Annotated in this window: 20 protein-coding genes and 2 pseudogenes; 14 read left to right on the forward strand and 8 right to left on the reverse strand. The window is 70.8% G+C overall.

Annotated elements, in window-relative coordinates; all coding sequences use genetic code 11:
• Nucleotides 1-168: 168 nt before the first annotated feature.
• Genes GAS53_RS24910 through GAS53_RS24920 form a run of 3 tightly spaced genes read right to left on the reverse strand, consistent with a single transcriptional unit; the run spans nt 169 to nt 5,755 of the window.
• Entirely contained in the window at nt 169-1,608 is a 1,440-nt protein-coding gene (locus tag GAS53_RS24910; protein ID WP_151479934.1) for an NAD-dependent succinate-semialdehyde dehydrogenase, read from the reverse strand.
• Entirely contained in the window at nt 1,605-4,490 is a 2,886-nt protein-coding gene (locus tag GAS53_RS24915; RefSeq protein ID WP_151479935.1) for an FAD-binding and (Fe-S)-binding domain-containing protein, read from the reverse strand. Before GAS53_RS24915 ends, GAS53_RS24910 begins: the two co-directional genes overlap by 4 nt.
• A complete protein-coding gene (locus tag GAS53_RS24920; protein ID WP_151479936.1) occupies nt 4,487-5,755 on the reverse strand; it encodes an aspartate aminotransferase family protein in 1,269 nt (422 codons plus the stop codon). Before GAS53_RS24920 ends, GAS53_RS24915 begins: the two co-directional genes overlap by 4 nt.
• A gap of 282 nt (nt 5,756-6,037) precedes the next feature.
• On the opposite strand from GAS53_RS24920, the gene GAS53_RS24925 reads away from it, so the two are divergent.
• The 3 genes from GAS53_RS24925 (at nt 6,038) to GAS53_RS24935 (ending at nt 8,704) form a co-directional block, all read left to right on the forward strand.
• Nucleotides 6,038-7,717 (forward strand): PucR family transcriptional regulator, encoded by a 1,680-nt coding sequence (locus GAS53_RS24925; RefSeq protein WP_151479937.1) that lies wholly within the window; start codon nt 6,038-6,040, stop codon nt 7,715-7,717.
• Between the two features lie 442 nt (nt 7,718-8,159).
• Nucleotides 8,160-8,360, forward strand: coding sequence for a hypothetical protein (locus GAS53_RS24930; RefSeq protein WP_192583265.1), 201 nt, complete (start codon nt 8,160-8,162; stop codon nt 8,358-8,360).
• The gene (locus GAS53_RS24935) at nt 8,357-8,704 is read left to right on the forward strand and encodes a hypothetical protein (RefSeq protein WP_151479938.1); all 348 of its coding nucleotides are present in this window, start codon (nt 8,357-8,359) and stop codon (nt 8,702-8,704) included. Before GAS53_RS24930 ends, GAS53_RS24935 begins: the two co-directional genes overlap by 4 nt.
• Before the next feature lie 526 nt (nt 8,705-9,230).
• Here the strand turns inward: GAS53_RS24935 and GAS53_RS24945 are convergent.
• The gene (locus GAS53_RS24945) at nt 9,231-9,977 is read right to left on the reverse strand and encodes an SDR family NAD(P)-dependent oxidoreductase (RefSeq protein WP_151479939.1); all 747 of its coding nucleotides are present in this window, start codon (nt 9,975-9,977) and stop codon (nt 9,231-9,233) included.
• A 94-nt stretch (nt 9,978-10,071) separates the two neighbouring features.
• On the opposite strand from GAS53_RS24945, the gene GAS53_RS24950 reads away from it, so the two are divergent.
• Nucleotides 10,072-10,680: a TetR/AcrR family transcriptional regulator gene (locus GAS53_RS24950; RefSeq protein WP_151479940.1), complete on the forward strand. Its 609-nt coding sequence runs from the start codon at nt 10,072-10,074 to the stop codon at nt 10,678-10,680.
• Nucleotides 10,681-10,745: 65 nt separating this feature from the next.
• Here the strand turns inward: GAS53_RS24950 and GAS53_RS58025 are convergent, their stop codons facing one another.
• Nucleotides 10,746-11,174 carry a tetratricopeptide repeat protein gene (locus tag GAS53_RS58025; protein WP_151479990.1) on the reverse strand — a complete coding sequence of 143 codons (429 nt, stop codon included), beginning with the start codon at nt 11,172-11,174 and terminating at the stop codon, nt 10,746-10,748.
• Nucleotides 11,175-12,611: 1,437 nt separating this feature from the next.
• Between GAS53_RS58025 and GAS53_RS24970 the strand changes: the two are divergent.
• Nucleotides 12,612-12,794, forward strand: a pseudogene (locus tag GAS53_RS24970) (ABC transporter ATP-binding protein); the annotation flags it as partial.
• Between the two features lie 28 nt (nt 12,795-12,822).
• Nucleotides 12,823-14,835, forward strand: a complete 2,013-nt coding sequence (locus GAS53_RS24975) for an FtsX-like permease family protein (RefSeq protein WP_151479941.1) — start codon at nt 12,823-12,825, stop codon at nt 14,833-14,835.
• Between the two features lie 340 nt (nt 14,836-15,175).
• On the opposite strand, the gene GAS53_RS56490 is transcribed toward GAS53_RS24975, so the two are convergent.
• Nucleotides 15,176-15,502, reverse strand: a complete 327-nt coding sequence (locus GAS53_RS56490; protein ID WP_225859079.1) for a hypothetical protein — start codon at nt 15,500-15,502, stop codon at nt 15,176-15,178.
• Nucleotides 15,503-15,581: 79 nt separating this feature from the next.
• A pseudogene (locus tag GAS53_RS58400) lies at nt 15,582-16,163 on the reverse strand (MFS transporter); the annotation flags it as partial.
• 247 nt (nt 16,164-16,410) lie between these two features.
• Here GAS53_RS58400 and GAS53_RS24985 point away from each other — a divergent pair.
• The 4 genes from GAS53_RS24985 (at nt 16,411) to GAS53_RS25000 (ending at nt 19,770) form a co-directional block, all read left to right on the forward strand.
• Nucleotides 16,411-17,319, forward strand: a complete 909-nt coding sequence (locus GAS53_RS24985; RefSeq protein ID WP_151479942.1) for a helix-turn-helix transcriptional regulator — start codon at nt 16,411-16,413, stop codon at nt 17,317-17,319.
• Nucleotides 17,320-17,478: 159 nt separating this feature from the next.
• Entirely contained in the window at nt 17,479-17,904 is a 426-nt protein-coding gene (locus GAS53_RS24990) for a hypothetical protein (protein ID WP_151479943.1), read from the forward strand.
• 161 nt (nt 17,905-18,065) lie between these two features.
• Nucleotides 18,066-18,896, forward strand: a complete 831-nt coding sequence (locus GAS53_RS24995) for an ABC transporter ATP-binding protein (protein ID WP_225859066.1) — start codon at nt 18,066-18,068, stop codon at nt 18,894-18,896.
• Nucleotides 18,897-18,912: 16 nt separating this feature from the next.
• A complete protein-coding gene (locus GAS53_RS25000) occupies nt 18,913-19,770 on the forward strand; it encodes an ABC transporter permease (RefSeq protein ID WP_151479945.1) in 858 nt (285 codons plus the stop codon).
• Between the two features lie 34 nt (nt 19,771-19,804).
• Here the strand turns inward: GAS53_RS25000 and GAS53_RS57660 are convergent, their stop codons facing one another.
• On the reverse strand, nt 19,805-19,933 hold the full coding sequence (locus tag GAS53_RS57660; protein WP_263974160.1) for a hypothetical protein: 129 nt from the start codon (nt 19,931-19,933) through the stop codon (nt 19,805-19,807).
• 16 nt (nt 19,934-19,949) lie between these two features.
• Between GAS53_RS57660 and GAS53_RS25005 the strand changes: the two genes are divergently transcribed.
• The 4 genes from GAS53_RS25005 to GAS53_RS25020 all read left to right on the forward strand — a co-directional run bounded on the left by GAS53_RS25005 (nt 19,950) and on the right by GAS53_RS25020 (nt 24,197).
• Nucleotides 19,950-21,065: an ABC transporter substrate-binding protein gene (locus tag GAS53_RS25005; protein ID WP_151479946.1), complete on the forward strand. Its 1,116-nt coding sequence runs from the start codon at nt 19,950-19,952 to the stop codon at nt 21,063-21,065.
• 80 nt (nt 21,066-21,145) lie between these two features.
• Nucleotides 21,146-22,207, forward strand: a complete 1,062-nt coding sequence (locus GAS53_RS25010; protein ID WP_151479947.1) for an LLM class flavin-dependent oxidoreductase — start codon at nt 21,146-21,148, stop codon at nt 22,205-22,207.
• Nucleotides 22,207-22,866 carry a cysteine hydrolase family protein gene (locus GAS53_RS25015; protein ID WP_151479948.1) on the forward strand — a complete coding sequence of 220 codons (660 nt, stop codon included), beginning with the start codon at nt 22,207-22,209 and terminating at the stop codon, nt 22,864-22,866. Before GAS53_RS25010 ends, GAS53_RS25015 begins: the two co-directional genes overlap by 1 nt.
• A 5-nt stretch (nt 22,867-22,871) precedes the next feature.
• Nucleotides 22,872-24,197: an NtaA/DmoA family FMN-dependent monooxygenase gene (locus GAS53_RS25020; RefSeq protein WP_225859075.1), complete on the forward strand. Its 1,326-nt coding sequence runs from the start codon at nt 22,872-22,874 to the stop codon at nt 24,195-24,197.
• Nucleotide 24,198: the final 1 nt, after the last annotated feature.

Here is a 24,198-nt window from a genome sequence, read left to right on the forward strand (position 1 = left end):
AGCGCTTCGACGCCGCCATCGTGACCGAGCCCGCATCTCGGGGGTCCCCTCAGCTCGGATCGGCAGGCAGTCGACAACGATGAAGCGCTGGCCATGAGGACAGTTCGACCGGGCACGGGGTGGCCCGCGCGGTGCGCGATGGGGTGTGTCAGGGCAGGACCGCCGCCGTCATCGCACGGGCACCGCGAGGTACTGGTACTCCAGGAACTCGTCGATTCCGACCCGGCCGCCCTCGCGGCCCAGCCCGGACTGCTTGACGCCACCGAAGGGGGCGGCAGGGTTGGAGACGAGGCCGGTGTTGAGGCCGACCATGCCGACCTCCAGGCGTTCGCTGACGCGCAGCGCTCGGTCGAGGCCCTCGGTGAAGACGTAGCCGACGAGGCCCCAGGGGGTGTCGTTGGCCCGGCCGATCACCTCGTCCTCGTCGTCGAAGGTGAGGATCGCCGCGACCGGGCCGAAGATCTCCGTGTCCATCAGGCGGCTGCCGGGGTCGACGTCCGCGAGCACGGTCGGCGGGTAGAAGCAGCCCGCGCCTTCCGGTGTACGGCCGCCGACGAGCACCCGGGCGCCGCGCTCCACCGCGTCGGCCACCAGTTCCTCGACCTTGCCCCGTCCGACCCTGTCGATCAGCGGGCCGACATCGACGCCGTTCCGGGTGCCGGGGCCCACGACCAGCGCGCCCATGCGCTCGGCCAGGCGCCGCCCGAACTCCTCCGCCACCGAGGTGTGGACGAAGAAGCGGTTGGCGGCGGTGCACGCCTCGCCCATGTTGCGCATCTTGGCGACCATCGCGCCGTCCACGGCCTTGTCCAGGTCGGCGTCCTCGAGGACGACAAACGGCGCGTTGCCGCCCAACTCCATCGACGTACGTACGACGGCGTCGGCGCACTGCGCGAGCAACAGCCGCCCGACGGCCGTGGAGCCGGTGAAGGACAGCTTTCGGATCCGGCCGCCGCGCAGCAGGGGCTCGACCACCTCACCCGCACGGGAGGTGGTGACGACGTTCAGCACGCCGTCCGGCAGCCCGGCCTCCTTGAGGATCGCGGCGAGGGCCAGGCTGGAGAGAGGGGTCTGCGGGGCCGGCTTGAGGATCATCGTGCAGCCCGCGGCGATCGCCGGGCCGATCTTGCGGGTACCCATGGCGAGAGGAAAGTTCCACGGGGTGATCAGCAGGCAGGGGCCGACCGGGCGGCGGGAGAGCAGCATGCGGTTGCGGCCGTCGGGCAGGACGCCGGCTCCGCCGTCGATGCGTACGGCCTCCTCGGAGAACCAGCGGAAGAACTCCGCCGCGTACGCCACCTCTCCCCTGGCCTCGGCGAGCGGCTTGCCCATCTCGGCCGTCATCAGGTGGACGAGCTCGTCTGTGCGGTCGAGGATGATCTCGTACGCGCGGCGCAGGATCTCACTGCGCGCCCGCGGTGCCGTACGAGCCCACTGCTCCTGTGCCTGCACGGCCGCGTCTTCCGCGAGCCGGGCGTCCTTGGGGCCCGCGTCGGCGACGTGGGCGATGATCTCGCCGGTCGCCGGGTCGTCCACGGGCAGGGTGGCGCCGTCCGCGGCGTCCACCCAGGCACCGCCGATGAACAACTGCGTGGGTGTGTCGGTCACTTGGTCTCTCCTGGTTGATCGGCGGCGGGGTCGAGCAGTTCCGCGAGGTGCAGGGCACGGATGTCCCGGTCACCGGCGAGGTGGTCGATCTGGGTGGCGCAGCTGAATCCGTCGGCCACGACAACGGTCCGCTCAGCGCCGTCGACGGCATCGAGGCGGGGTTTCAGCGCCAGGTCGGCGACCGCCATCGAGGTGTCGTAGTGCTGCTCCTCGAAGCCGAAGTTCCCGGCGAGTCCGCAGCAGCCCTCGGCCTCGTCCACCTTGCGTACGCCGAGTTTGCGCAGCAGGTCTCGTGGGCGCCGGCCGGTGAAGGTGGCGTATTCGTGGCAGTGGGTCTGCAGGACGACGTTGTCCGGCAGGTCCGGTGGCGTCCAGTCGGGGGCGGCCAGGTCGGTCAGGGCGCCGGTGAGGGTGTGGACGCGGGCCGCGACGCGCCGGGCGGCCTCGGTGCCGAGCAGTTCGCGCACGTCCCGCTTGAGCGCTGCCGCGCAGCTGGGTTCCGCGACGACGATCGGCAGGCCGTCGCCGCTGTCCAGGCGCGCCACCGTACGGGCCATGATGCGGCGCGCGACGGACAGCTGACCGGTGCTGACCCAGGTCAGTCCGCAACACAGCCCGTCCTGCGCCGTGTTGGGGATTCCGGCATCGGCGAGCACGCGGCTCGCGGCGCCCGCGACCTCCGGGCGGAAGGCGCGCGTGAAGCTGTCGACGAAGAGCAGGGCCTTCGATGGTTCGACGGTTTTCGCCGCGCGCAGCGCCTTGCGCAGGGCTCGCCGGGAGGCGAAGGCCGGGATGCTGCGCTTGGTGGTCACGCCTCCGAGCCGGGCGAGCGCTCTGCCGACCGGCCCGCGCAGCAGCGCGTTGACCGGCCGGGCGGCGAATCCGGCCAGGGCCGAGGTCAGGGGCAGCCAGCCCAGTGAGTAGTGGGAGCGGGGCCGGAGCCTGCCCTTGTAGTGCTGGTGCAGGAACTCCGCCTTGTACGTCGCCATGTCGACACCGACCGGGCAGTCGCTGGAGCACGCCTTGCAGGACAGGCACAGATCGAGGGCGTCCTTGACCTCGGTCGAACGCCAGCCGTCCTGGACCGTCCCGCCCCGCACCATCTCCTGGAGCAGGCGGGCCCGGCCCCGCGTGGAGTCGTTCTCCTCTCCCGTCGCCCGGTAGCTGGGACACATCACACCGCCCGCGTCGCTGCGGCAGCGGCCGACGCCGACACAGCGGCGCACGGCACCCGCGAAGCCGTCCTCGTCGTGCGGGAAGGAGAAGAGGGTGTGGACGGGCAGCACGTCGGAGGGTGTGTGCAGCGCCAGGTCGGCGTCCAGGCGGGCCGGGGCCACGATGACACCCGGGTTCAGCAGTCCTTCAGGGTCGAAGATCTCCTTGAAGGCGGCGAACGTGCGGATCATGCGGTGGCTGTACATGACCTCCAGCAGTTCGCCGCGCGCCCGCCCGTCGCCGTGCTCGCCCGACAGGGTTCCCCCGTGCTCGACGACCAGGGCGGCCGCCTCGGCAACGAACCTGCGGGTGGCGGCTCGCCCGGGCTCCGTGGCGAGGTCGAAGTCGATGCGCACATGCACGCAGCCGGCGCCGAAGTGGCCGTAGAGCACGCCGGTCAGCCCGCGCGTGGTCAGCAGCTTGCGGAAGTCCCGCAGGTAGGCGGCCAGGTTCTCCGGTGCCACGGCCGCGTCCTCCCAGCCGGGCCAGGACTCCCCGCCATCGACGAGACGGGCGGCGAGCCCGGCGCCGTCCTCGCGGACCCGCCACAGCGAGCGCCGTTCGGCCGGGCTCTCGACGACCCGGCCGCCGGTCAGCCGGCCCTGCGCCTTGAGCACGTCCAGCAGCTCGGCGGCGCGGGCGTCCACCGCGCTCTGGTCGTCGCCGTCGAGTTCGACGTACAGCCAGGCACGCCCCTCGGGCAGTCCGGTCACAGAGTCCGGGCCGCGCCGGGCACGCATGGTGGCGACGATCGCCTCGTCCATGCCCTCCACGGCGGTGGGATTCCAGCGCAGGATCTCCGACACGTCCTCGGCCGCGTCGACGACGTCGTCGTAGCCGAGGGTCAGCAGCGCCGATGCCTGTGCGGTCGCCACCAGGCGGACCGTCGCGGCGGTGACGACCGCGCAGGTGCCCTCGGTGCCGACCAGGGCGCGGGCCATGTCGAAGCCGTGCTCGGGCAGCAGGTGGTGCAGCTGGTAACCGGACACCTGGCGGGGAACGCGCCCCAGTTCGGTGCGGATCGGGGCCAGGCCATCGCCGATCAAGCCTCGTACGTCCGCCTCCAGGCGGGCGACGCGCTGCACGGCGTCGGTGTCGTTCGGGTCGGCGGCGCGCAGTCCGGTGCGGTCGGCGACAGCCCGTACGCTGTCGGCGGTCACGATCTCCAGTGCCTCGATGTGGCTGCTGGTACGCCCGTGCCGCACCGACCGGTTGCCGCACGCGTCGTTTCCGATCATGCCGCCGAGGGTGCAGCGGCTGTGCGAGGAAGGGTCGGGGCCGAAAGCCAGCCCGTGCGGGCCCGTCGCGCTCTGGAGCGCGTCGAGGACCACGCCCGCCTCGACGCGCGCGGTGCGCGCCTCCGGGTCGACGTCCAGGATCCCGTTCATGTGCCGCGAGAAATCCAGGACGACGCCGGGTCCGACGGCGTTGCCCGCCATGCTGGTGCCGCCGCCGCGCGCGGTGACCGGGACGCCCGCCTCCCGGCAGGCCCGCAGCACCGCGCACACGTCGTCGGAGCTGCGGGGGAAGGCCACCGCCCGCGGCGGGACCCGGTAGTTGGAGGCGTCGTAGGCGTACGCGCCGGTCCCTCCCGCACCGGTCTCGATCCGCAGGCCGGGAGCGGTGCGGGCGAGCTCGTCGACCAGGTGCGCGAGGGAGTCCGTCATCGCTGTGACGCCCCTGTGGTACCGGCCTCCACCGCGGCCGTCCACGCCTGAAGGCCCTCGTCCACCGCCGTCTCGTCGATGACGAGCGCCGGGATCATCCGTACGACCTGGTTCCAGGCCCCGCACAGCAGCAGGAGCAGTCCCTCGTCGACGGCGGCGCGCTGGACGCGGGCGGCGGTCTCCGGGTCGGGGCTGCCGTCCTCGGTGACGAACTCGGAGGCGAGCATCAGACCCAGGCCTCGTACGTCCCCGATGGCCGGCGTCCGGTCGGCCACCGCCTCCAGGCCGGCGCGCAGCCGGGCGCCCATCACTTCGGCGTTCTCGACGAGCTTCTCGTCGCGGACGACATCGAGGGTGGCGCAGGCCGCGGCGCAGGCCACGGCGTTGGCGCCGTACGTGCCGCCCTGCGAGCCCGGCCACGCCTTGGTCATCAGCTCCTCGGAGGCGGCGATGCCGGAGATCGGGAACCCGCTGGCCAGACCCTTGGCGGTGATCAGGATGTCCGGGGTGACGCCGAAGTGGTCATGGCCCCAGAACCGGCCGGTGCGGCCGACGCCGGTCTGCACCTCGTCGAGGATCAGCAGGAAGCCATGGCGGTCCGCCCGCTCGCGCAGCCCCTCCATGAAGGCACGGTTCGCGGGCACGTAGCCGCCCTCGCCGAGCACCGGCTCGACGATGATCGCGGCCGTGTCGGCGGGCGAGGAGATCGTCTGGAGCGTGTAGTCGAGCTCCTTCAGGGCGAAGCTGGTGGCGGTCTCCTCGTCCCAGCCGTACCGGTAGGCCGTCGGGAACGGAGTGACGACCACGCCGCTCATCAGCGGCGAGAAGCCGGAGCGGAAGCGGGTGCCCGAGGTGGTCATGGCGGCGGCAGCCACCGTGCGGCCGTGGAAACCGCCGTGGCAGACCAGGATGTTGGGCCGCCCGGTGGCCTGGCGGGCCAGTCGCAGCGCCGCCTCGACGGCCTCGCTGCCGGAGTTGGTGAAGAACAGGCTGTCCAGGCCGGCCGGCAGCACCTCGCCGAGCTTGTCGACCAGCCGCCGCAGCGGCGGGTGCATGACCGTCGTGTACTGGCCGTGGACCAGCGTGCCCACCTGTTCCTGGGCAGCCGCCACGACCGTGGGGTGGCAGTGTCCGGTGCTGGTGACGCCGATGCCGGCGGTGAAGTCGAGGTAACGGCGGCCGTCCTCGCCGTACAGGTGGACGCCCTCGCCCCGGACCGCCGTCACGGGGGTGGCCTGGCGAAGGTGCGGCGACAGTGCGGTCATGTTCGTCTCCCGGCCGTACGTCGTGATCTGCGTGGTCTGCTTGCTCCCGTATCCCGAGTATTTCCGCGGCTGTGAAGGGCTACAACGCGCGATCTGTCCGGCTGGAGCGCGATGATCGGACGTTGTGTCAACCGCGGAGCCGCGAGGCGAGGGGGCGTGCGCCGGCGGACAGCTCTTGCGCAGGTCAGCGCCGCTTGCCACAGTGACCGGGTCACTTCCCCGAGGGGTCGGCTCCTCCCCCACTCCCGGCTTCTCGAGCGCGGAGACCCCTATGGAGACACCGTGAACGACAAGGACCCGACAGATCGTCCGCCGGCCGCCGACGACCGGGACACCGCGGCGGCCGGCCACGCGCCCACTGTCGCCGACGTCCTCGCCCTCCCCGTCATGGCCGCCGGACGACCCGAGGTGGTGACGGGCGTCGCTCACCTCGATCGTCCGGTGCGCTGGGTCCACATCACCGAACTCACGGATCCCGCGTCCTTCCTCAAGGGCGGCGAACTCGTCCTGACCACCGGAATGCCCCTGCCCGAGGACCCGGCGGGCGTCCGCCGCTACGTCGACGAACTCACCGACATCGGGGCCGCGGCCCTGGTCATCGAACTCGTACGGCGCTACCACCGCCCGCCCGACCTGCTCGTCCAGGCCTGCCGAACCCGCGGCCTCCCGCTCATCGCCCTCGCCAAGGACGTCAACTTCCTGGAGGTCACCCAGGTCGTCCACGCACTCATCCTCGGCAGCCAGGCGGACGCGATGCGCAGGACCCAGCGCATCCACGAGGCGTTCACCGCCCTGACGCTGCGCGGCGCGGGACCCGAAGACGTGGTGCGCGTGGCGGCGCAGCTGAGCGGCCACACCGTCGTACTGGAGAACCTGGTGCACCAGGCGCTGACGTACGAGGTCTCCGGCAGCACGCTGGAGGAGGCGCTGACCGACTGGGAACAGCGCTCCCGGGCGACGCCGACCGGTGACCACCCGGGCGTGGGCGGCCCGGAGGGCTGGCTCACCGCACCCGTCGAGTACCAGGGCGAGCGCTGGGGTCGCGTGGCCATGCTCGCGGTCCGGGCCGGCGAGTCGGCTTTCGGCCCGGAGCACATCACCGTGCTGGAGCGTACGGCGATGGCCCTGGCCGTCGCCCGCCTCATCCACCCCACGCCCTGGGAGCGCACAGCGCATCGGGACGCCCTGCGGGACCTGGCCGAACAGCGCCACCACTCCCCCGAGGACGCCCGCGCCCGCTTCGCCGCACTGGGCCTGCCCACGGAGGACAGCCGGTTTCTCGCGATCCTCGTGGATCTCGGTACAGCGGACCTCCGTACATCGGACTCGGACGAGGCGGCGGTCCTTGAGGCCCGTCTCTCCGAAGAAGCGCGGACAACAGGGATTCCGGCGCTCGTCGGTGAGCTGGCTCCCGGCCGTCTCGGCGTCCTGCTGGCCCTTCGCCCGTCCCAGCTCTGGCGGCCTGTCGCCGAGCAGCTCGGCCGCGCCGCGCTGGACGTCGCCTCGCCGGCGGTCGTGAGCGTCGGCTCGGAGGTCACGGACCTCCGCGACACCGCCCGCTCCTTCCGCGCGGCGGCCCGCGTCGCCGAGGCCACGCCGCCCGGCCAGCCCCTCCCCCCGGACCGCTCCTTCCACGAACTGCCCGACATCGGACTGCGCCGCCTGCTGTACGCGTTCCGCGAGGACCCCCGCATCCAGGAGTACGCGGAACACCGGCTCGGTCCGCTCATCGACCACGACACCCGACACGGCACCGACCTGCTGACGACCCTGCGCCACTACCTCGACTCGGCCGGCAACAAGACCACCGCCGCACGCCGTGGCGGACTGTCCCGGGAGACCGTCTACCAGCGCCTGCGCACCATCGAGCGCTTGCTGGCCTGCGACCTCGAGTCCGGCGAGGAGCGCACCGAACTCCATGTGGCGCTGACGGCGCTCGACATCTTGCGGGCCCACCCGTGAACCGGCACCCGTCGCAGCGCAGTCAATCCCGGTACTCACCCTGCCCCTCGCCCAGGACGACGGCGCTGGTGCGGTTGAGGTTGGCATCCTGCAAGCAGCCGCGCAGGCGCATCACGTCGTGCGACGGCTGGGCGGGGCGGACGACGCCGGCGTACGGGCGGGCGGCTCCCCAGGGGAACCGTCGCGGCGACCGGCGGGGCGGTCAGTGCCGCCAGGCATCCGGCCGGCTGGCGTTCCGCGCCCGGTCGCGCGGTGGCTTCGGCCACCTTCTGGATGCCCATGGCGATCCCGGAGAGGGCCGCGCCGGCCACCATCTCCCGACGAGTCAACGAGCCTCAGAACCTGCTACTGAAGGGGGCATGGCGACGATCTGGCGAAGTGAACTGTTGCCGGCGGACAATCGCGGATGCAGTGCGGCACCGTGCCGTGGTGGGATCGCCGCATGAGCGACTTGCTACGTGCCCGCATCGGGCAGTACTACGCCACCGTGCCGTTGCTGTTCGCCGACGCCCACCCCGACGCCGACGAGGTTGGCTCCTTACGGCTCTTCGTGCGAAGGAGACCGGGTGCCTCGTATGACGGCGGCGCCAGGAGTGCTCAACCCGCTGCTGCATCGGCGTCCTTCCCATTGCCCACCGCATGAGCACCCCTTCAGGCACCTCCACCTGCGGCGCCGGATGCCTCCTTGCCGGCCTCGGCGCAGCGACTGCGGCCCTTGCGTGGGCACCGCGGGCCGCGATCAGTATCAATGGTGGGTTCGAGGGCCATGCCCGTGATCTGAGCGTGCTCTTCGTCGATCTACCGCTTGTCCTGCTCGGCGGTGCTCTGGTTCCGCTGCTGGCTTGGGCGCTGGCCACCCGCTGGTCGGGCCGGCCCTGGGTTGCGGTACTCGCCGCCGTGGCCGCGCTCGCCTTTGGGGTGTGGGGACTTCTGGAGTGGTGGACTCCCCGCCAACCTCCCAACCCCGGTTACGGAGACGGCATCTAACCACCGCCTTCGCCGAACGGCGCCTGGGTGGCTTCGCGCCTTCCCGCTGTCTAGGCTCGCGGCGTCGGCCCAGGCATTGACGGTGGTGAAGATCCTCGGTGCCGTCTATCTCATCTGACTGGGCGTCACCACATGGCGCTCGGCGCGTCAAAGCCCCGAGCCGACAGGCCGGGTGCGATGGCGCCTGCCGTGGGCCCGGCTCGGAGGATTCGGGCAGGGCCTCAGGTATTCGCACCGCAACGGCGAAGTAGGGTCCGCATGTCACCGTCTCTGCTTTTTCGTGCGGTGACAGGCAGTTGATGATAGAGCCGGACGAACGTGTTGAACTCTTCAGGACTGAGGGGGTCGATGACCAGACGGCACAACGGCCACATGCCGAGGGGCCGCCGCTTCCATGGCCCGGCGAGCGGCGGGACCATGCGGGCGATGTGGTGGGACATACGGCTCCGCTCTACTCGGTCCGTCACGGATCGCCGCCGCTCGTGACCGTGCTTCTGGCGGTCGCGCGACGGTAATCGCCCGCGGGTCAGATCTGGTTCTCGCCGCCGTCGACGTACAGGTTGGCTCCGAGGATGAAGCTGCTCTGCTCGGAAGCGAGGAAAGCCACCACGTTGGCGACCTCGTCCGGGCGTCCGATCCGGCCCAGTGGGACACCTGCGGCGAACTGTGACTTGGTGAGGGGCGTGTCGCCCGCGGCCACGGCGTCGAGTCCAGGAGTGTCGATGGTGCCCGGGGAGATCGCGTTGACCCGGATACCGCGGTCTTTGAGCTCGTTGGCCCAGGTCCGGGCGAAGGACCGTATCGCTGCCTTGGAGGCCGCGTACGTACCGAAGGCCGCGACACCGTCATCGGCGCGCACCGAGGAGTTCAGGATCACCGACGCGCCGTCGTTGAGCAGCGGCAGCGCCTTCTGCACCGTGAACAATGTGCCCCGGACGTTGACGCCGAAAGTCTCCTCGAAGTGGTCCTCGGTGACCTGCTGCAGCGTCGCGAACGACGCGGTGCCGGCATTGGCGAACAACACGTCCAGGCCCCGGCCCCGGGCGCGGACCGTGGCGTAGAGCCGGTCAAGGTCGGCCAGGTTGGAGATGTCACCCACCACCGCGGTGGCCCCTGCCGGGCCTATGGTCTCGACGGCCGCGTCCAGCACGTCCTTGCGCCGGCCCGTGATGAACACGTGCGCGCCCTCGGCCGCCAGCCGAACGGCGGTGGCCAGGCCGATCCCGGTGCCGCCGCCGGTGACGACGGCGGTCTTGCCTTCAAGCTGTCCCATGCGAATGACCTCCACAAACTTCAGTACCGATCGATACTGAACGGGACCGTAGCACATCTGCACCGACCGGTACGGAAGAGGTATGCTCGACCGTATGGAGACGCGTCAGAAGGCACCGATCGGCCGACCGAGGAGTTTCGACGCCGACGAGGCCCTCGAACACGCCATGCGGGTCTTTTGGCAACAGGGCTACGAAGGCGCCAGCCTCACCGATCTGACCAACGCCATGGGCATCACCCGCACCAGCATGTACGCGGCCTTCGGCAACAAGGAGGACCTGTTCCGGAAGGCCTTGGAGCGCTATACCGAAGGCCCCGCCTCGTATGGGGCCCGGGCCCTGCAGGAACCGACCGCCCGACAGGTGGCCACCGCGTTCCTGGGCGGCTCCGTCCGGGCCACGACCCGCCCCGGCTGTCCCACCGGGTGCTTCGGCGTCCAGGGATCCCTCGCCGCCGGCGACCCGGGAAGCAATGCCCGCGACGCCCTCATCGTCTGGCGCAACGAGCACACCTCCCTCCTCCGCGACCGGTTCCGGCAAGCCGTCGACGAAGGCGACCTGCCCCCCGGCACCGATCCCGAACTGCTCGCCCGCTACCTCATGACCGTGGCAAACGGCATCGCCGTCCAAGCCGCCAGCGGCACCACCCGCGACGACCTCCAGCAGGTGGCCGACATGGCCCTGCGAAGCTGGCCATCTGCCTGACGGCCCTGACGACCGAGGTCGATCGCATACAGCGCCCGCCCCCTCAGTCGTCCGGAAACTAACCGTCAGTCGTCCGGAAACTCACCCTCCAACGCGGCGGCCATGCGCAGCCAGGGCTTCGCCTCTTCGCGCCGCCCCTGACGTTCCAAGGTGCGGCCCAGCATCAGGTGGGCGTAGTGCTCCACCGGATTGCGGTCGATGACCAGGCGCAACTGTTCCTCGGCGCGCCGCAGTTGTGCGGAGTGGTAGTAGGAGCGGGCCAGCAACAGCCGGGGGCCGGTCTGCTCCGGGGCCTCCTCCACGACGGCGGCGAGCAGCCGGGCAGCACCGATGTAGTCCCGGGCCTCGAACAGCAACTGGGCCCGCTCCCAGCGTTCGGCGGTGGTCTCCTCGTGCGGCACGCCGGCGCCGTTGTCGAACAGGTGCAGGGCGCTGGCCCAGCGGTCGGGCGCGACGCCGCCGTTCGCCCAGTTGTCGTTGAAGTTGTCGCTCATCGGTAATCCTTTCCCTGCTGCCGCGCGCTCGAGGACTAGGGAACGCCGGGAGCTGTCGCCCGTGGCGGCGATCAGCACCGGCTTGCCGGTGGGAGCGCCCTCGTCCAGCACGTCGAAGAACGACCGCAGCAGCCGCCCCTCGCGCTTCCAGCGCGTGAAGTCGTGCAGCGTCTGCAGCTGCACGAGGTCGGGGACCAGGGTGTCGGTGGCGAACTGGTTGTCCACGCGGACGTCGTGGTACTTGCTGTAGTCCACGATGAGCGTGAGGTCGATCTCCGGGAACCGCTGGCGGAAGGCCGCCCTCGCGCCCCCGCCGCTCCCCGAGTTGGCGAGGTCTCCGCCCGCGTAGATCACGAGTTTGCCGCCCTCGGCGATGGCGTCCTGGTACAGCTCGTCGAGCGAACGGGTCTCTTCACCACGGCCTGCGACGCCCTGCGACGCGGTGTCGGACGCGGAGTCCGCGGCGGTGCCGGCCGACGCGTGTGTGCCAAGGGGCGCGGCGGACACCGACACCGCGGACGTCGCGCCCAACACGGCGCCTGCGCCCGCCGCGAGCATCCGTCGCCTGCTGAAGTTGTTGGACATGTGAGGGGGTTGGTCCTTTCTCGGCCTGCGTGAATCCGCCGTAGACCACGGCGCCGTCAGCCTGCCGCCTCACCGAGGCGCCGCGCATCGCCCGGAAGCCGCTTCTGCCTTCAACCGTTCGATTGAACGCAGAAGCACCTCGCGGCCGAACCGCCTACTGCCCTGTCACCCGAGGCCGTCGGCGCCAACGGCTGCGACGGACTCGTCGAGAGCGGCGTCGGAGACGGACTGCGGGTGCCCTTCGATGTCCAGGCCGAGCCGCGGCCCTGTGAAGGTCGCTGAGAGGCTCCTGAGCAGCGTCGTCGACGCTCAGCACGCCTCAGGCGCAACTCGCGGCACGCGGGACCGCCTGTTCGTGGTTGCCCGCGGCGACGTACAGGTAGTACCAGTTGCGCGTTGTAGTACGCCGTGATCCCGCTCAAGTGCTGGAAGGCGCGGGGCCGGTACTCCCCTCGTCGCCTCCAGCGCGACGCGCGCCGCGGTCATCCGGCGGGTCATGAGACTGGGCCCGACCAGGCTCTACGGCGACCGACCGCCCCGAAGCCGCAGGTGGGACGGGCCGGCCTGTCAGCGCGACCCCGACCGTGAGGGCCAGGGAAACCCGGGTCCGCACCGCGGTGCGGACCCGCATGGGATCACCGCAGGGCCGCCGCCTCGGGGCCGTGGATCGGCCGAACGGCCGAGGGCCCGGCCCCGGGCTCATGGGCGTTGTGGCCGTTCGGCCGATGCCGCTGCCCGGGCCCACCGGAGAGGTTGGGATCGCTGACCTTCCCGCTGAGATTCGGAGTACTTCATGCGGTGCGAGCCTCTTGTCATGAGCGACGTGTCCGACGTGCGCTGCCGGGACCTGAAAGCGGCGCCCTGGACCAGCGCACCAGCACCGAGGTCATCCAGCTGCTGACCTTCGTCACCCGTGAGTCGGGCACAGCGCTGGTGATGGTCACCCACGACGCCGACGTCACCGCCCACTGCGGCCGGATCCTCCAGGTGCGGGACGGCCGGATCAGCAGCCACAGCCAGTACACGGTCGCCTGACCGCACCATCCACGCCCCGGAGACCTCCATGCGTTCCCCCGTCCTGCCCCTGACCTGGCACCTCGCCAAGTCCTCCGGCCGCCGCGGCCTGCAGACGCAGCTGCTGGCCGTCGTCGTCGCCGCCGTCAGCGCGTTCGTGCTGCTGGTGATGATCGCCGCGAGCCTCGGTTCCGGCGCCCGGGCCGACCGCACCACATGGCGTACGCCCGACGCCGTACCGGCGAAGCAGGCCACCGCCGTCCAGGCGGTCACCACGACGTACGTCCGCCACGAGCCCGTCACCGTGGTGTCGCTGGCCCAGCTGCCCGGCCGCAAGGCCACACCCGCCCCGCCCGGCCTGAGCACCTTCCCCGAGCAGGGCGAGGTGTACGTCTCCCCCGCGCTCGACGGGCTGATGCGCGAGCTGCCCACGAACCAACTGGCCGACCGCCTCCCGAAGCCGGCGTCGTACGGCACGATCGACGCGGCCGGCCTCGCCTCCCCCGACGAGCTGGTCGCCGTCGTGGGACGGGCGCCGTCCGATCCGTCGGTGTCCAAGGCGGCCGGGGGCGACAACTGGTACGACGAGGAGCAGACCGCACGCGCCGAGATCGCCGGCTTCACCTCCACCCAGCCGAGCCCCTTCACCGGGCCCGACCAGCAGATGACGGTGCTGGGCGTGGCACTGCTGGTGATGCCCGTGATCGTGCTTGCCTCGGCGGCCGGACGGCTGGGCGCCGCCCGGCGCGAGCAGCGGCTCGCCGCACTGCGCCTGGCCGGGGCGACCCCACGGCAGATCATCGCCATGACGGCCGCCGAGGCGGCGGCCGTGGGCGGGGCCGGAGCGCTGACGGGTGCCCTCGCGTACGCGACGCTGCTGCCCGCCCTCGCCGAGATCCCCTACGGCGTCGGCGGCTGGTACACCGGCCAGCTGTGGGTGGGCCTGCCCTGGCTCGCGGCCGTCGTGCCGGCGGTCACCGCGCTCATCACCGTCAGCGCCGTGACGATGCTGCGCCAGGTCGCCACCTCCCCGCTGGGCGTCGCCCAGCAGGCCGACCCGCGCCGCACCCGCATGATCCGGCTCGTACTGTTCGCCGCGGTACTGGGCTACGTCCTGTTCTCCACGCAGGGCGGGCAGCTCGGCGCCCGGCAGATGGTCGCCCTGCTGGCGCTGTTCTACGGCGCGTTCTGGCTCTTCGGCCCGTGGGTCGTGGACCGGCTGGGCCGGATCGTGGGCCGTTACGCCCGCCGCCCGGCCACGCTGCTGGCGGCCCGTCGGCTCAGCGACGACCCGAGCGGCGCCTGGCGCACCGTCAGCGGCCTGGTCCTGGCCGGCTTCGTCGCCGGGTTCTTCTCCGTCAGCCAGTTGGCCATCGGCTTCTCCGACCAGCACGGCCAGGTCGCCGTGTTGACCGCGGACTCCGCGGCCACCCAGCGTGCCGCCGCCGAAGCCCGCACGCTCCTGCGCGAAGCGGGCGTCACTGCCACCGTCACGGTCCCCTCCGAGGACGACTTCGACAATCCGCTGCACGGCAGCTCGGGCCTGATCGCCCGCGTCTCCGGCGGCCAGGACCAGCTCGACACCGCCGTCACGGCGCTGACCCCTCTCGGAGCGGGCAGGCTGCCGTTCACGCAGGACTATCCGAATGCCGTGGACAACGTGTACATGGACCGCCTCGGCGTGGTCAGTACCGCCACCTTGGGCATGAGCTTCCTCGTCGCGGCCGCCTCCGCCGGTCTGACCGCCGCCGCGAACGTCCTCGACCGGCGCCGCGTCTACGGCCTGCTGCGGCTGGCCGGCACTCCGCTGAGGATGCTGGACCGAGCCCGGACGCGCGAGACGGCCCTCCCCCTGGCCGTCCTGGCCGGCGGCACCACCGCGATGGGCGTCTACGGCGCCTACCAGCTCAACAAGGCGGCCGACAGCACGATGAACGTCTCCGGCGCCCTGCAACTGGCCGCCTGCGTGGCCGTCGGCACGCTGGCGATGCTCGCCGCGATCGGCGCCAGCAGGCCGCTGCTGCGCAAGGTGACCGCCGACCCCGTCCAGACCGCGGACTAGAACCGCGCACTGACAAGGCCGTCGGGCCGGCCGCACCCCACAAGGCGACCGGCCCGACACCACCGCCTGCGTGCAGGTGCGGCGGCAACGGCCCGGTCGCGGAAGCCACGGCCAGTTCCCCGCCGTCCCCGCGCTCAACCTCGTGCGGCACACCCACGACGCCCCCCCACGATGGCGCCGACGTACCGCACGGCCACCGCGCGGGCCGCACAACCATCGGCCGGCGAACCGGAGTTACTCGACATTCGATACGTCGGACATCGCGTCGGGAAGGCGTCAGTCACCCGGCTGCGGCGCGAGCGTCGCTCTACGGGAGCGGGTTCTGTCGGTCGTGGTCGGCTCACCGGGAGGCGGTGGCTGCCTGGTGTGTGTGAGGGACGGCCGGGCCATGGGGCTGCGTCGTGCGCTGGTGGCGGCGGGTGAGCCGGCGGTCCAGGAGCGTGCTCGCGAAGGCCGCCAGGGCGAAGGCCGCGCCGACCCAGCCGATGGCCGCCAGGCCCAGGTCCGCGTCGATGACCAGGCCCGCCACCCAGGGGGCGATGGCGATCCCGACGTTGAAGGCGGCGATGTTCATGGCTCCGCCCAGCGTCCGGACCTCGCCCAGGACGCTGAACACCCGGGCGTTGACCGCCGGGTTGGTGAGGAAGCCGCCGGCACCCAGCAGCATCGCGAGAAATGGTGGCGGAGACGGTCAGCGCGGTGGTGGCGTAGGCGACCCAGAGCCGGGGCACGGCCAGCGACCGTAGTTCGGTGCGCAGTTCGAGCCGCGGTGCGTCGGCGTCGTGTCCGCCGGGCAGGACGACCAGCAGCGCGATCGCGGAGAGCGCGGTCAGCACCGCCACCGCCCAGAACGCCGCTTGCCAGCCGGCGTGCTGGGCCAGCAGGGTGCCGGCCGGCACGCCGAGGATCATGGAGATGCTCAGTCCGGAGACCACCACGGACACCGCCTTACCGCGCTGGTCGGCGGGGACGAGGGAGACTGCGGCGACCGAGGCCAGTGTCCAGAATCCGGCATACGCCATGGCCGTCACCACACGCGTGACCAGCAGAAATCCGAAGTGCGGCACGAGCGCGGCGGCTGTGTGCCCGGCGATGAACACGATCTGGAAGCCGGTCAGCGCGGCGCGGCGGGGCAGCTTGAGGGTGGCCAGCGTCAGCAGCGGTGCTCCGACGACCATGCCGACGGCGAAGGCGGAAACGAGCAGGCCGGCCTCGGACAGGGAGATGTTCAGATCACCGGCGAGGGGCGGCAGCAGCCCGGCCGGCATGAATTCCGAGGTGCCTTGGGCGAAGGTGCCGAACCCGATGACGTAGATGACGAAAGGCATGGTGATTGGGGTGCTCCACTAGGCAGGACGGAGACCGGGTGCGGGCCGAAAGCCGGCGAGTACGTGACGACTCTTCGGAACCAGGCACGACCCTTCCGGACCGGGCTCGGTCCTTCGCGCCCGGCCTGTCTCCAGCTTCACGCCGCCGGCCGTACCGACGGCCCTCGAAGCGGGCCCAGCCGAACCTGGGTCCAGCTGGGCCACCCTGGCACCAGGCGACCGGACCACCAGCGGCAATACTGAAAAAATGGAGCAGAACGCTGAGCTGGGAGACTTCCTCCGCACCCGCCGGGCCCGCCTGAGCCCGGCCGAGGCGGGCGTGGCCCCAGGTGGCGGCGCCCGCCGGGTTCCGGGACTCCGCCGCGAGGAGGTCGCGTACCTGGCCGGGGTGAGCACGGACTACTACACCCGCCTCGAACAGGGCAGGCACCCCAACGTCTCCGAGACCGTGCTGACGGCCGTGGCCCGCGCCCTGCGCCTGGACGACGACGAGCGCGAATACCTCTTCGACCTCGTCCGACCCTCCACCACCCGCCCGCGGCGCCGCCACCCGGCACGTGTGCAGCGGGCCCGGCCCGAGGTCCACCGGATGGTGGACATCCTCAACGGCGTCACGCCGGCCTTCGTCGCCAACCACCGGCAGGACGTCCTGGCCGCCAACCAGTTGGCCCGTGCCCTGATCACGGACTTCGACGCACTGCCGTACCGCGAGCGCAACTTCGCCCGCTACGTCCTCCTCGACCCCGTGGCCCGCGAGCGGTACACGAACTGGGACGAGGTCGCGGAGATCGTCGTGGCCGATCTCCGCCTGCAGGCCGGACGCCACCCCGACGACACCCGGCTGAACGAACTGATCGGCGAGGCTTACGTCAAGGTGCCGGAGTTCAACACCTGGTGGGACAGCCACCGAGTCGCCCAGTGCGTCCACGGAACACAGCGCTTCCACCACCCGGTGGTCGGCGCCCTCACCCTGCACCACGAACTCCTCGCCTTCCCGGCCGACCCGGACCAGACGCTGTGCCTCTACACCGCCGAGCCCGGCTCCTCCTCCGCGCAGGCCCTGGCCCTCCTCGCCAGTTGGAGCGCACCCGACGCCACGCCCGGCCACGGCGCCTCCCACACCTCACGGCTCGGCGGCACCGAACGCGAGGAGTGAGCTGCGCCCGGGGCCCACGGGCGCAGAACTCCACGGGACGAGTTCTGACGGGCCGGGCGGAAGTCCGTTGCGCTGTCGAGGGGTCGGCAACCCACCACCCGAGCCACGCGCCGATCACGTGAAACACGTGGGAAACGGACGTTTCCTAAACTCCGGCAGGTGCACCTGACAGTCCTTGACGCCCCCAACGAGTGGAGCCGGTTCGCCGAGGGCTCCATCGAACGCCACATGCTGGTCGCCCTCGGCGACCAGCTCGGTACCGCGCTGCGTCCGAAGCCGCTCATGCTGCCCGACGGCAGCCGTGTCGAGGTCGAGGGGATCGACGCCGCGGGCCGCGTGCTCGTTCAACTCGTCAGCAATCAGGGCGCGTACAAGCCTGCCTACCGCAACAAAGTCATGGCGGACATGTTCAAACTGCTCTGGCTGCGGGACTCCGTGCCGACCGCCGAGCGCACGGTGCTCTTGATCACCGAGCTGATCGTGCAGGCGCTCGGCGGCTGGGTGGCACGCGCGGCGGCGGACCTCGGGATCGAGATCTACGTCTTCGACGGCAACGCGGCCGTCACTCTGCAACACCGAACGTAAAGTCCGCGAAACACATCGCGGTGGTGGACCGAAACACAAGGCTCCTACGGTCGGAGACACCTAAGCGGATTTCCGCGTGGCAGTCACCCGCACTCGCTACGCACGCTCTCCGACTTCCAGGACCGGGCCTTCGTGCTCGCTACATGGATGGGAGCGTGAAGGTGACTGGTACGCCAGCACTTGAACTGCGGTCGGTGCACCGGGTCTACGGATTCGGGTCGTCCGCGACCAATGCCCTCGACGACGTCCATTTGACGGTGCCGTCCGGCCGCTTCGTCAGCCTCATCGGCCCCAGCGGCTGCGGCAAGTCGACACTGCTGCGCCTCGTCGCCGGCCTTGAGCAGCCCGACCGGGGCGAGGTCCGGGTGCACGGCGTCCCGCCGGCGAAGGCGTGCGCCGCCAAGATGATCGGCCTCGTGCCGCAGAGCCCGGCGTTGCTGCCCTGGTTGTCCGTGCTGCGGAACGTCACTCTGCCGCAGAGGATCAACAAGGGTGCAGCCAGGCACCGCGAGCGCATCGCCGGCTTCGTCGAGCGGGAAGCCGCGCCAGCCGCCCCTGACATGCGCGAACTTCTCGCCAAGGCGGGTCTCGGCGAGGCCATGCACAAGCTCCCGGCGGAACTGTCCGGCGGAATGCGGCAGCGTGCCGCGATCGTGCGCGCCTTCGGCCTGCGGCCCGACGTGCTCGTCATGGACGAGCCCTTCTCGGCGCTCGACGAGTTCACTCGCGAGAGTCTGCAGGATCAACTGCTCGATCTCTGGGACGAGTTGAAGACGACGGTCCTGTTCGTCACCCACTCCGTCTCCGAGGCCGTCCGGCTCTCCGACACCGTGGTCGTCATGGCCCCGGGCCCCGGCCGCATCGTCGACACCGTCGACGTCGACCTGCCCCGGCCGCGCGGTGAACGCCTCTTCGGGGAGCGCCGCTTCCACGAGTACGAGGACCTGATCCGAGACCGGCTTCGCCGTGCCTGGCACGGCGAAGCCGCGTGAGTGGGGGTGTGCGGACATGACCGTAGCCGACGAACGCACCATCGCCCCGGCGACCGAGGCGGATCCACCCGTCGAACCGTCGCGCTTCAACCTCAGCCACCCGAGGTCCCGGATCGCCTGGATCCGCCCGGCCGTGTGGCTGCCCCTCCTCGTGACGCTGGCGATCCTCGCCGCCCTCTGGCAGTGGGGAGCCGAGGAACTGCCGTACCTGCTGCCGCCGTTGCCGGACATCGGCAGCTCGCTCGCCACCCAGTTCGGCTATTACGTCGACAACGCCCTGGTCACTCTTGGCGAGGCGGTGGCCGGCCTCGCGATGGGATTCGTCGCCGCGTTCGCCCTAGCGGTGCTGACCAGTGAACTCCCCCTCATACGCCGGGCGGTCATGCCCATCGCGGTCGTCCTCAACGTCACCCCGCTCGTGGCCATCGCACCGGCCCTGGTCGTGGCCTTCGGCTTCGGCCCGCTGCCCAAACTCGTCATCGCCGGCCTGATCTGCTTCTTCCCGATCCTCATCAACACCGCGGCCGGTCTGCGGTCCGTGCCGCAGCAGGTGCTGCAGGTGTACCAGACGTTGGATGCCGGCCGTATCGAACTGCTGTGGCACGTGCGCATCCCCAACGCGCTGCCGTACGTGTTCGCGGCGCTGCGCATCGTCTTCCCGCTGTCGATCGTCGGCGCCGTGGTGGCCGAGATGTCGGCGTCGGGGTCGACCGGCGGCCTGGGCACCGCGATCAGCGTGGCCTCGTCGATGAACCAACTGCCGGTCGTATACGCCTCGATTCTCGTCCTCGCGGTCATGGGCGTGCTGCTGCTGCTCGTCGTGACGCTGGTCGAGCGCCGCGTACTCCATTGGCACGACAGCGCGCACAACTGACGCGCCCTCACACCGGCTGAGGCCTCACGTTGCTCTACCGGCGGCCCGCGATGGCGGGGCGCTCGGCGGCCCATGCCCGCATCCACACCATTCCCTCGGCACCCCTCGCCAGTTCGGAGTCACCCATGTCACCCACGTCATCCAAGTCACCCACGTCATCCATGCCAGCCATGTCACCCATGCAGAACCGCATCGTCAGATCCGGCCTCGCCTCCCTCGCCGCCATCACGCTGACAGCCGGCGTCGCGGGATGCGGCTCGGACTCCGGCGACAGCACCTCGACGGGCTCGGAAGGGTCCGCGATCTCCGCCAAGCGCTGCGCCGAGAACAAGGCCGCCGGCAAGATCACCTACCTGTCGGGCTACCAGTACCAGTCGTCGGTGTCGATCCTCGAGTACATCGCCGCCGACAAGCTGGGCTACTTCAAGGACCTCTGCCTCGACGTCGACCTCAAGCCCGGCACCGGCGACACAGCACAGATCACCAAGCTGCTCGCCAGCGGACAGGCGACCGTGGGTCCCGTCTCCCAGCAGGACGTCATCCAGGCCCGGGCCAACGGGATCGACATCACGGGCATCTCCTCGTACTCGGGCGCCGGCCTCGAGGTCCTGATGACGAACAAGGACATCACCGACCTGACCCAACTCGACGGCAAGGTCGTCGGCCACAAGGGCTTCGTACCCGCAGGCGTCAGGGCGATGCTGGTCAAGGCCGGAGTCAAGTGGGACTCGCTCAAGCTGGTCAAGCAGGGCTACGACCCCTCCGTGCTGCCGCGCAGACAGGGCGGCCTCGAAGCGCTCACGGGATTCATCTCGAACGAGCCCAACCAGCTCAAGGCGGCCGGCAAAGACGTCACCGTGTGGAAGCCGATCGACTACGGCGTCCCGAGCTCGCTCGGCGCGATGGCGGTGAACCCGAAGTTCGCCCAGGCGAACCCGCAAGCCGTCGAAGACATCCTGCGCGCCGCGCTGCACGCCTACGACTACTGCTCGGCCGACGACAAGCACATCACCGAGTGCGTCGGATACGCGGCACAGCTGTCCGGACCGACGTACGACAAGAAACTGAACGCGACCATCTGGAAGACCGAGACGCAGGTCGCCAAGGACAATCCGACGTCCGGACAGCCGTTCGGCGCCATCGACCCCAAGAACGTCGCGGGACTCGTCGACATGCTCCACCAGTTCGAGATCGTGCCCGACAGCGTGACCGCCGCCCGGGCCGAGAGATGGTTCGACACCTCCCCCGTGACGAACATCTACGCCGCCGACAAGCTGGTCTGGCCCGCCCCGTAGCCGCATCGCACCGGGACCGGCCCGCACGGCTCCCGGCCTCGTCACGTGGCAGCAGAAATCTCACGGAAAGGCCCACCAACGTGCCAGCGAAAGAGTACGGAATCTTCCTCCCCATCGGGAACGGCGGCTGGATGCTGTCCACGACCGCGCCCCATCCCGAGGCGACCTACGCGTGGAACAAGCGCGCGGCCGTGCACGCGGAGACCATCGGCCTCGACTTCATCATGTCGATGGCGAAGTGGCGCGGCTTCGGCGGCAGCACCGACCACTGGGGCCGCTCGCTGGAATCGATGACGATGATGGCGGCGCTCGCCGAGGCGACCAGCCGGGTCAAGATCTGGGCGACCCTGCACGCCAACGTCCACAACCCCGCCGTCGCGGCGAAGATGCTCACCACCCTCCAGGACATCTCCGGCGGCCGCGCCGGCATGAACATCGTCAACGGCTCCTACGCGGGAGAGTTCGAGCAGTTCGGGGAGTGGGACCCGCAGCTCAGCCACGCGGACCGCTACCAGATGACGGAGCTGTGGACGGAAGCGGTCACCCGCTTGTGGACCGAGGACTCAGTCACCATGCGGACGCCGTACTTCGATCTCGTCGACTGCGAGTCCCGCCCGCATCCGGCCACCCGCCCGACCATCATCAACGCGGGCCGGTCTCAGGAGGCGCGCCGCTTCCAGGCCACGTACGCCGACGGGGCCTTCCTCGCCGCCGAAAGTCTCGACGAGATGCGGAAGCTCTCGGCGGACGTCCACCAGCGGGCTAAGGCCAACGGCCGGATCTGCAAGACCTACTCGATGCTCACCGTCGTCCAGGACGAGACCGACGAGCTCGCCGCCAAGAAGGTGAAGGAGTGGGGCGCGGGTCTCGACCGTGAGGCGCTCACCCACATGCGCCGGACCTGGGGCGTGCCCGAGGACCAGGCTCGCGCATGGGCCGAGGGGGCGGGCGGTGAGGCCGCGTTCCAGACCCCGTACGTCGCGGGATCGGCGCGGACGGTCACCGATCACATCGAGTACATCGTGCGCGAGGCCGACCTCGACGGGCTCATGCTGATCTTCCCGGAGTACGACGAGGACATGCTGCTGTTCGGCGAGACCGTCCTGCCCGCCCTGCGCGAGCGTGACGAGGTGGCCGTCTGATGTCCGACCTGCGGAGGAGACAACTCGCCCACCTCACCCGGCCCGGCAACAGGCCCGCGCTCGTCGTGGTCGACGTACAACGGGACTTCGCCGATCCGGACCGCCTCACCGAATACGGCCTGACGGATGCCGCACTGGCTGCGCTCGACCAGGCGGTCAGTCGCATCGGCAACCTCGTCGACGCCGCGCGTGCGGCCGAAGCGCCCGTCGTCTGGGTCGAGTTGGGGAGCGACCCCGCTCGGCCGTGGCGGTCGAGCAACTGGCTGCGCGGCGGCGACTACGACGCGCCCATGAGCCCGGACGAGCCGTGCGTCCTCGGTACGCCCGGGGCCGAGTGGTACCGCGTGCGGCCCACCGACGGCGAACTGCGCGTGGTCAAGCGCGGGTACAGCGGCTTCCTCGGCACCGATCTCGACGCGCGGCTCCACACGGCCGGCTGCGACTGGCTCACCGTCGTGGGCCTGACGAGCGAGTGCTGCGTCGACGCGACCGCCCAGGACGCCATGCAACTGGACTGGCCCGTCGTCGTCCCCCGGGACGCGACGGCCGCCTACGACCTCGACGTCAACGCCGCGGCCCTGGTCCAGCTGGGACTCAACGTGGCCGTGCTCAGCGACACCGACGAGGTCGTCGAACTGTGGAAGAAGGGCGTGCGGTGAACGGCATGCACATCGGCTACGACCTCTCCTTCACCCACACCGAGGGTGCGTGGGCCCGGCAGGGCTCCTGGGTCGGGCAGGACTTCCCTGACGTACGCATGTACATGGAACTCGCGCGGACGGCCGAGCGGGCCGGCGTCGGCATGCTGTTCTTCGGCGACGGAAGCGGCATACCCAGCACCTGGCGCGGAAGCATCGAACCGGCCGTGGAATGGGGCATCCAATGGCCGCGTCACGACATGTCGCCGGTCATCGCGGCCATGTCCACCGTGACCGAGAAGATCGGCTTCGGTCTCACGTACTCATCGACATTCATGCACCCGTTCTACGTGGCCCGGCTGCTCAACTCGCTCGACCATGTGACGGGTGGGCGCATCGCGTTCAACGTGGTCGCCTCGACGCGCGGCGCGGACGCGGCGAACTACGGGTTCGCGGAGTTGATGGACCACGATCTGCGCTACGAGCGGATGGAGGAGTTCGTCGCGGTCTGCCGCGCGCTGTGGGACTCGGTGGCGCCCGACGCCATCGTGCGAGACCGGGCCACGGGCCGTTTCGCCGACCCTGCGAAGGTGCACCCGATCGATCACCGGGGGCGCTTCTTCACCGTCAAGGGCCCGCTCGCGTCGGTACCCAGTCCGCAGCACCACCCGCTCATCGTTCAGGCGGGCAACTCACCCCGGGGCATTGCCGCTTCGGCCCGGCTCGCCGATCTGGTCTTCGGTTTCGGCGGCAACCTCATGGCCCAGCACCGCCACCGCAAACTGCTCGACGAGGCACTCCTCGCCGAGGGACGCGATCCGGCCGAGGTGGGCATCCTCTGGGCCACGCAGGTCATCGTCGGCCGCACGACGGCCGAAGCACGGGCACGCCGTGACGCGGTGCACGAGTTCTGGAGCGAGGAAGCCGTCGCCACCTACCTGTCGCACAACGCCGGGTACGACCTCTCCACGCTGCCGCAGTCGTTCCGCCTGGCCGAGCTGCGCGACGAGATCGTGGCGGCCAACGCGAGTCCCGCGGGTCTCGTCGGCTCGCTCATCGCCGAGTTCGGCGAGGACCACACGATGAGCCGGAGCGAGTTCTTCACGCACGGCCGCGGGCGGGCGACAGGGCTCGATCACAGCATCGTCGGCGACTTCGCCACCGTCGCCGACGCGTTGGAGGAGAACTTCGCCGCCACCGGATCGCGCGGCGGCTACATGCTCTCCAGCCCGCTCGCCATGCCCTCGGGCTTCGCCGAGATCAGCGAGCTGCTGCTGCCCGAGCTGCGCCGCCGCGGCGCGCTCGCCCCGGCCTACCCCGGCAGCACGCTGCGCGAGAACCTGGCGGTGTGAG

Origin of the sequence: Streptomyces albicerus (assembly GCF_008905045.1) — a bacterium.
GTDB classification, from domain to species: domain Bacteria; phylum Actinomycetota; class Actinomycetes; order Streptomycetales; family Streptomycetaceae; genus Streptomyces; species Streptomyces albicerus.